This window comes from Cryobacterium sp. PH31-L1 (assembly GCF_030063145.1).
In the GTDB taxonomy this organism is placed as follows: domain Bacteria; phylum Actinomycetota; class Actinomycetes; order Actinomycetales; family Microbacteriaceae; genus Cryobacterium.
Genome location: NZ_JASISM010000023.1, coordinates 1 through 1,524, shown reverse-complemented (window position 1 = coordinate 1,524; position 1,524 = coordinate 1). Strand labels below are relative to the sequence as shown.

The window sequence follows — 1,524 nt, the reverse complement described above, 5'->3', positions numbered from 1 at the left end:
TGTTAACGCCGAGCCAAAACAGGGCCAATAGTGCCGTTTGAAAACAGGACCACTATCTGTGTTTTCTACTATGCCGTATCAGCGGCGGGCTGGTGGCTCTTGAGTCGATAGCTGACGCCTTGGAGGCTGAGAACGTCGGCGTGGTGCACGATCCGGTCGATCATGGCGGAGGCGACGGTCTGGTCACCGAAGACCTCGCCCCACCGGCCGAAGGTTAAATTGCTCGTGAGGATCAGAGATGCATGTTCGTAACGGCTGGCGACGAGCTGGAAAAACAGGTTTGCGGCGTCCTGGTCAAACGGAATGTAGCCGACTTCGTCGCAGATGAGCACGCTGTATCGGCGCAGCTTTGTGAGTTCTGCGGCGAGCTTGCCACGGGAGTGGGCTTCCTGCAGTCGAGCGACCCAGCCGGTAGCGGTGTCGAAGAGGACGCGGTGGCCGTGCTTGGCGGCCTGAACGCCCAGCGCGACGGCGAGGTGAGTCTTGCCGGTGCCGGGCGGTCCGAGGAGCACAACGTTCTTCGCTTCGGTGACGAACGTGCTCGTGCCCAGGTGTGCGAGCAGGTTCCGGTCGGCGCTTTGTTGGTGGTCGAAGTTGAAGTCCTCGAGGGTCTTGTGGCCGGGGAACCGGGCCGCTTTGATCCGCAGCGCCGCGCCGGATGCTTCGCGTTCGGACACCTCGCGGGAGAGGACCGCGGCGAGGTATTCCTCGTGGGACCAGCCGGAGTCGCGGGCCTGGTCGCCGAGGCGGCGGAACGCGTCGCCGATCCGTGGGGCGCGCAGCGCCCGGGCGTAGTACTCGATCTGTGAGGCCGCGGTGCCGCTCACGCGAACACGTCCAGGTCGGTCAGGTCGGGGCCGGTGTCGACGCCGAACAGCCGGTCGTAGGAGGCCAGGCTGGCCGTCTCGACGAACGCGACCACCGGTTGGGGCGGTGATGCCGCAGCGATTGGAACTGGCGCCGCAGCACGTCGGCCTGCGCGACATGCTCCGAGTCGGTCACCGTCAGCGTGCGGGCCCATTCCCGTTCATGTGATGTGACGTTCACCCCGTTGTGGGTGACGTTGACCGTGTCCAGGCTTGCGGTCACATCGACGAGCCGGCCGATCATCGCCGGCGCGACGGAGTAGTCGTTAGAGAGCACCCGGACGTAGTAGTCACGCGGCAAGCGCACTGTGTTGCGAAAGAGCACGTCCGGCGGCACCGGCGACAGCGGGCGCATCGCCGCGCGGTCCTGCTCGATCAGATCCATTGGGCGTGCCCGCCGGGACCGGGAATGACGTGCGTTGGCCAGCGGCAGCCAGTCAGTGATCTGCTCGTTGAAATCCTGCGGCGACGCGAAGTGCCGCCCCGGCATGAACGAGGACCGGAAGAACCGGTTGCGGCGCTCGACCATGCCCTTGGACTCCGGGTCGCGGGCTTTGAGCAGCTTGATCTCCGTGCCAAGGGTCCCAGCGAAAGCGGCGGTGCGTTCGGTGAGTTTGCCCTTCCCAATGCCGGTCTCGTTGTCCCAGGTCAATCGGGG

The 1,524-nt window shown here is 65.4% G+C and carries 2 protein-coding genes; both read right to left on the bottom strand.

The features are described from left to right. Positions 1-68 precede the first annotated feature (68 nt). Positions 69-827 carry an IS21-like element helper ATPase IstB gene (gene istB, locus QMF22_RS17285; RefSeq protein WP_283455885.1) on the bottom strand — a complete coding sequence of 253 codons (759 nt, stop codon included), beginning with the start codon at positions 825-827 and terminating at the stop codon, positions 69-71. 19 nt (positions 828-846) lie between these two features. Beyond that, on the bottom strand, positions 847-1,524 hold a 678-nt coding region (locus tag QMF22_RS17280; RefSeq protein WP_502846978.1), incomplete at its 5' end, for a Mu transposase domain-containing protein.